The organism is Synechococcus sp. R3-13, assembly GCF_047462195.1.
GTDB lineage: Bacteria > Cyanobacteriota > Cyanobacteriia > Thermostichales > Thermostichaceae > Thermostichus.
In genome coordinates this window covers 1-6,521 of record NZ_JANSIO010000013.1, presented here as the reverse complement: position 1 = coordinate 6,521, position 6,521 = coordinate 1, and the positions used below count along the sequence as shown (strand labels likewise).

The window sequence follows — 6,521 nt, the reverse complement described above, 5'->3', positions numbered from 1 at the left end:
AACGTCGAATCCCTCTAGGTGATAGAAGGGGTGGTCTTTCAGCTCAATTTTAAGGTACAGATCACCGGCACCGCCGTTGGGGTTGGGGTGGCCTTGGCCGCGCAGGCGAATCCGCTTCCCTGGCGTAATTCCCGGCGGGATGTTTACCTCGAGCACGCGATCCCCGCCCACCCGCAGGCGACGCTTGCCCCCCTCAAAAGCTTCTGGAATGCTGATCTGGATGGTGGCCTCAGCATCGTAACTGGTGTTGCCAGTGGATCCCGAAAATCCGCTGCTGCGGTCTGTGGTTTGGCTGCGCACCCGGCCCAGCAGTTGATCGATGAAGTCTTGAAAATCATCAAATTGGCTGAAATCGACGCCACTCCCCCCAAATCCGCTCCCCCCAAAGTCTTGGCTGAAGGGGCTGCTGCTGTAGGTGTAGGCATCGCGGCTGGAGCGAAACCCGCCCTGCTGATAGTATTGGCCAAATTGGTCGTATTGCCTGCGCTTGCTGGGATCCGAGAGAACTTCGTAGGCTTCGTTAATGTCTTTGAATTTCTCTTCAGCCGCTTTGTCGTTGGGGTTGACATCTGGGTGATACTTGCGGGCTAGGCGCCGATAGGCTTGTTTCACCTCATCGGCAGTGGCCGTTTTGCTGACCCCCAAAATCTTGTAGTAGTCCTTAAAGTTTTGCATGGAGGCGTCCGCAGGCAAATCGCTGAGAGTGGGCAGAAAACCACGAGGCTAGGCGTCCCCGGCAAGGGCTCCTTCCCTCCGACCTACTGAAGAAAATGAGGAGGCGGGCTAGACGCCATCGCCCATCCCGTCCCTCCTCATTATCGGCGCTACAAGTAAGGGCGGGATCCGCCCTGGGCCCGCGGCCCACGGAGGGATCCCTGAGCAGTCACTTGCTCTCGGTGAAGTCGGCATCGATCACATCATCGCTGCCGCCGGAGGTCTTCCCTGAGCCGGAAGCGGAGCTAGAGGAGGCCCCAGGCTGTTGATACAGCTCGCTGCTCATGGCGTAGAGAGCCTCTTGCAGCTCCCGCTCTTTGCTCTGGATGGCGCTGTCGTCCTCCCGCTGGATGGCCTCCCGCAGTTCTCGCACCAGAGTCTCGATTTGGCTGCGTTTGCTGGAGGAGATCTTGTCGCCCAACTCCTTCAACTGCCGCTCGGCTTGGTAGGCCAGCGAGTCGGCCTTGTTGCGGCGCTCAATTTTCTCCCGGCGGGCCCGGTCTTCGGCAGCGTATTTTTCTGCCTCAGCAATCATGCGCTCCACCTCTTTGCTATCCAAAGTAGAGGCGCCGGTGATGGAGATGCTCTGCTCTTTGCCGCTGCCTTTGTCTTTGGCCGTCACCTTGAGGATGCCGTTGGCGTCGATGTCGAAGGTGACCTCGATCTGCGGCACACCGCGGGGGGCCGGCGGGATCCCGTCCAGCTTGAAGCGGCCCAGAGATTTGTTGTCGCGGGCCAGCTCCCGCTCCCCTTGCACCACGTGGATTTCCACGGAGGTCTGCCCATCTTCGGCAGTGGAGAAGATCTCCGACTTGCGGGTGGGGATGGTGGTGTTGCGCGGGATGAGCTTGGTGGCCACGCCGCCCAGGGTTTCCACCCCCAAGGACAAGGGGGTGACATCCAGCAGCAGCACGTCTTTGACTTCGCCCGCCAGCACACCCGCTTGGATGGCCGCCCCAACCGCCACCACCTCATCGGGGTTGACACTTTGGTTGGGTTCTTTGCCCAGCAGCTCCCTCACCAGCCGCTGCACTGCCGGAATGCGGGTGGATCCCCCCACCAGCACCACTTCGTTGATGTCGGCCTTGGTGAGCTTGGCATCCCGCAGGGCTTGTTCCACCGGCCCCTTGCAGCGCTCCAGCAGGTCGGCACAGAGGTGTTCAAATTGAGCGCGGGAGAGCTTCAGCTCCAGGTGTTTGGGCCCATCGGCAGTGGCAGTGATGAAGGGCAGGTTGATGGTGGTTTCGGAAACGCTGGACAGCTCGATCTTGGCTTTTTCCGCAGCTTCCGTTAGCCGTTGCAGCGCCTGCCGGTCTTGCCGCAGGTCGATCCCTTCCATTTGCTTAAACTGCTCGGCCATCCAATCGACGATCTTCTTGTCGAAGTCATCGCCGCCCAACTGCGTATCGCCGCTGGTGGATTTCACCTCGAAAACACCATCCCCCACTTCCAGGATGGACACGTCGAAGGTGCCGCCGCCCAGGTCGAAGACGAGGATGGTCTCGTTGTTGCGCTTGTCCAAGCCGTAGGCCAAAGAGGCTGCTGTCGGCTCGTTGATGATGCGCAGCACTTCCAAACCGGCAATGCGGCCCGCATCTTTGGTGGCCTGCCGCTGCGAGTCATTAAAGTAAGCAGGAACCGTGATCACCGCTTGGGTGACCGGCTGGCCCAGGTAGCGGCTGGCATCATCCGCTAGCTTGCGCAGCACCATGGCCGAAATCTCTTCCGGCGCAAATTCCTTGTTCAGGCGGGGTGCGTACAGTTTGACATTGCCCCGCTCATCCCGCCGTACCTGGTAGGAGACCCGCTTGGAGTCGGCATTCAGCTCATCGTACCTACGACCGATGAACCGCTTAACCGAGTAGAACGTGTTTTCCGGGTTGAGCACCGCTTGGCGGCGGGCCATTTGGCCCACCAGGCGCTCTCCATCTTTGGTGAAGGCGACCACCGAGGGTGTGGTGCGAGTACCCTCAGCATTGGCGATGACGGTGGGGACACCCCCCTCCATTACGGCGACAACCGAGTTGGTTGTGCCCAGGTCAATTCCTACAACTTTTCCCATCGGCTCCTTATTCTCCTCTTCTTGAGTACATTGCTTCGGTTACCGCCGCCAGCCTGTGTGAAGTAGCTTGGGCAGCCAATCTGTGAAAATCCCGCAGATGCTTGGTCACTTCCTGGGTCGATCCTAACCAGCTGGTTGGCGAGACCAGGGCGAGAATGCCGCCCATTTCTCGGGGCTGAAAAGCGGACCCATTACGGATCTCCGTACCTGCTGTGTCCGGGCAAGCGGGATTGGTGCGGTTTTGGAACCTAGCTTTGAATGAGTTGCAGGGCTTCGAGGCTGCGGGCCACAACGGTTTCAGCCAGGGGAAGGTAACCCATAGTTTTGGCCAGGGATTGCCCTTCGGTGAGGGCCCAACGCAGCACGGCTTGCAAGGCGGCGGCCATGGCGGGATCCGAGTACCGGCGGTAGGTCAGGATCCAGGTGTAGGTGACGATGGGATACGCTCCAGGGCCAGCGGGATCCGGCACAAAAGCCCGCAGGTTTTCCGGCAGCTCAATTTCGCTCAAGGCCAGGGCCGAGGCTTCCGGGGAGGGGAGAATGAACTCGCCGCGGCGGTTCTCCAGAGCTGCCACCGACAGATCCAGCTCGCAGGCATAGACCGACTCCACGTAGCCGATCACCCCTTCGCTGAGAAGCATTTGGGCGCTCATGCCCTCGTTGCCTTTCACCCCAATGCCCACCGGCCACTCCAGCGACATGCCAGCACCGACTTCCGAGGCCCAAGCCGGATCGATGGCCGCCAGGTGGCGGGTAAAGGTATCGGTGGTGCCGCTGCCATCGGAGCGGTAGCAGACGGTGATGGGCAGATCGGGAATGGTTAGCTCCGGGTTCAGGGCCAGGATCTCCGGATCCCGCCACTGGTCGATTTGGCCGCGAAAGATCTTCACCAAAACGGGTCGAGACAGCTTGAGTCCAGAAGGGATCCCCGGCAGGTTGTAGCCTACGGCAATGCTGCCTGCGGTCATCGGGATCATGACCACACCCCGCTTCACCTCGGCGATCTCGGCATCGGTCATGGCCACATCACTGGCGGCAAAGTCCACTGTCTGGTCAATAAATTGCCGGATCCCGGCGGCGCTGCCCACCGGTTGGAAATTGATCTCCACCTTGGGATCCACCTGGCGGTAATCGGAAAACCAGCGCAAGTAAAGAGGAGCCGGAAAGGTGGCCCCGGCTCCGTTGATCAGCAAAACTTTGTCGGAGGACTGGCTGCCGGAGGCAGGAACAGGATCCCTGCCGCTGGGTTGGTCAGAACGGGATCCCCTTTGACAAGCACTCAAGGTAGCGCCGGTGGCCAATAAAGAAAGCAACACTTCTCGGCGACGGAAGCGGGGCAGTTGAGCCATGGTTCAGGTTCTCCGAGGTCACCGCCCCGATCCTTGTCTTGCCCACGGGGCCCTGTCAAGGGTTGCCGGCGAGAGCTCTTGGGATCCCGTGCGTGGCCCACTTTCCCCAGGTGGCTGTCTTTCCCTCTGCGCCATCCCCGTATTCCTCGCTACGCTTCCCAGCAAAAGTCGGGATCCGACCCAAGCTCAGAAAGGAAAGACAGAAAATGGAGAATTCAAGAGAAAAACAAAGAAAAACAGCGCAAACAAGAGATTGAGCGAGCTGAGTTCTGCGGCAGTTGCACAGAGATCCCCAAGCCAAAGCCTTGTCTGGCAAGGCTTAGCGGTTTTTGGGCCTGAGTCCCCCCGCATTGGAAAAACCTTGACGTATTCTGGAATAGGGCAATATATTGTGGATTCTGTGCAGAAATCCTGCGCTGTTCACATCTCGGTATCTGGGGGACTACTATGCCGACTTTGACTCGTTCTCCCTGGACACTGCGAGACAGCGAAAAGCTCTATCGCATCTCAGGTTGGGGGGATCCCTACTTCCGTATCAACGCCGCCGGTCATGTGGAGGTGACCCCACAGGGCTTACAGCAGCAGGAACCGGGCATTGACCTGTACCACTTGGTGATGGATCTGGTGGCGCGGGGCCTGCAGTTGCCCCTCTTGATTCGCTTTCCCGAGATCGTGGCCGACCGCATGCGGCAAATTTGCGAGAGCTTTCAGCAGGCCATCCAGCGCTTTGGCTACCCCAACGTGTATCGAGGGGTCTATCCCGTCAAGGTGAACCAGCAGCGCCACCTGGTAGAAGAAGTGGTGAAACACGGTCGTGCCTACCACTTTGGCCTGGAGGCGGGATCCAAACCGGAGCTGTTGATTGCCCTGGCTCTGCTGGATACTCCTGGGGCTTTGTTGATCTGCAACGGCTACAAAGACCGCGACTTTATGGAGACGGCCCTCTTGGCCCAGCGGCTGGGGCGCACCCCGATCATCGTTTTGGAGCGGCTGCAAGAGCTGGAGCTGGTGCTGCAGGCTGCCGACCAACTGGGCATCGACCCCATCTTGGGGGTGCGGGCCAAACTCTCGGCCCAAGGGAGCGGGCGCTGGGGCACCTCGGCTGGGGATCGGGCTAAGTTCGGCCTCACGGCCACCGAGATTTTGCAAGTGGTGGAACGGCTGCGGGAAGCGGGCAAGCTGCATTGTCTACGCCTGTTGCACTACCACATCGGCTCCCAGATCTCGATGGTGAGCGTGCATGGACGAGCCGTGCGGGAAGCCAGCCAAATCTACATCGAACTCACCAAGCTGGGGGCACCCATGGGCTACCTGGATATCGGCGGTGGCTTGGGGGTTGATTACGACGGATCCCAGTCCCCCAATCCTTTTTCCCAGAGCTACAGCATGGAGGACTACGCCGCCACCGTGGTGCAGACCGTGCTAACCGCCCTAGAACCCCACGGGATCCAGCCGCCGGTACTGGTGACCGAAAGCGGACGCGCCCTCATGTCCCACCAGTCGGTGCTGGTGTTTGACGTGCAAGATGTCAACGCTGCCAGCCCCTACCCCATGCCCACCCAGCTCACTTCCGATGCGGAGGTGATCCAGAAGCTAAACCAGCTTTACTACCAAATCCAGCCCGATACTCTGGTGGTCAATTACCGCCGTTGTCAGGAGCTGAAGGAGGCTGCTCTGCGTCAGTTCACCGAGGGAGCCCTCAGCTTGCAGGAGCGAGCTGAAGTGGAGCGGCTGTTCTGGAACTGCTCCGACAAGATCTGCACCTTGGCCTACGAGCAGCACCAAGCAGGGCACCCCGTGGCAGTGGATCTCCTGGATCTGGACGAGATGCTGGCCAGCATCTACTACGGCAATTTCTCCCTGTTCCAATCCCTGCCGGATAGCTGGGCCATCGACCAGGTCTTCCCCATCATGCCCATCCACCGTCTGGATGAGGAGCCACGCCAATGGGCTACCCTGGCGGATCTGACCTGCGACAGCGACGGCAAGATCAACCGCTTCTTTGGCGAAGACGGGCAAATCACCTCGGTTTTGCCGCTGCATGATCCTGACGGGCATCCCTACCTACTGGGGGTGTTTCTGGGGGGTGCCTACCAGGAGATCCTAGGGGATCTGCACAACCTGTTTGGCGATACCAACGCGGTGCATATTCGCTCCCGCCCCGGCGGCTACCACGTTTCCCAAGTCATCAAGGGGGACACCATCGGCGAGGTGCTGAGCTGGGTGCAGTACAACAGCGAAGATCTGGTGGAGACCCTCCACCACGCCACCGAGACCGCCCTGCAGCGAGGGCAGATCACGCTGGATCAAGCCCGCGCCTTGCAGCAGCACTTTGAAGACAATCTGCGGGCCTACACCTACTTGCAGTAAACTACCCGACTCCGACCGCTAAAGCG

The 6,521-nt window shown here is 59.9% G+C and carries 4 protein-coding genes; 1 reads left to right on the top strand and 3 read right to left on the bottom strand.

Annotation, left to right across the window (positions count from 1 at the left end):
• From NW856_RS00335 to pstS, 3 genes are all read right to left on the bottom strand, one after another.
• The coding region (locus tag NW856_RS00335; RefSeq protein ID WP_414398494.1) for a DnaJ domain-containing protein at positions 1–675 on the bottom strand (675 nt) is incomplete at its 3' end.
• Positions 676–883: 208 nt separating this feature from the next.
• Positions 884–2,776 carry a molecular chaperone DnaK gene (dnaK, locus tag NW856_RS00330; protein WP_414398493.1) on the bottom strand — a complete coding sequence of 631 codons (1,893 nt, stop codon included), beginning with the start codon at positions 2,774–2,776 and terminating at the stop codon, positions 884–886.
• A 248-nt stretch (positions 2,777–3,024) separates the two neighbouring features.
• Positions 3,025–4,125: a phosphate ABC transporter substrate-binding protein PstS gene (pstS, locus tag NW856_RS00325; protein WP_414398490.1), complete on the bottom strand. Its 1,101-nt coding sequence runs from the start codon at positions 4,123–4,125 to the stop codon at positions 3,025–3,027.
• 447 nt (positions 4,126–4,572) lie between these two features.
• Between pstS and speA the strand changes: the two genes are divergently transcribed.
• Complete coding sequence (speA, locus tag NW856_RS00320; protein ID WP_414398487.1) at positions 4,573–6,495, top strand: biosynthetic arginine decarboxylase; 1,923 nt, start codon at positions 4,573–4,575, stop codon at positions 6,493–6,495.
• The last annotated feature ends 26 nt before the right edge of the window (positions 6,496–6,521 follow it).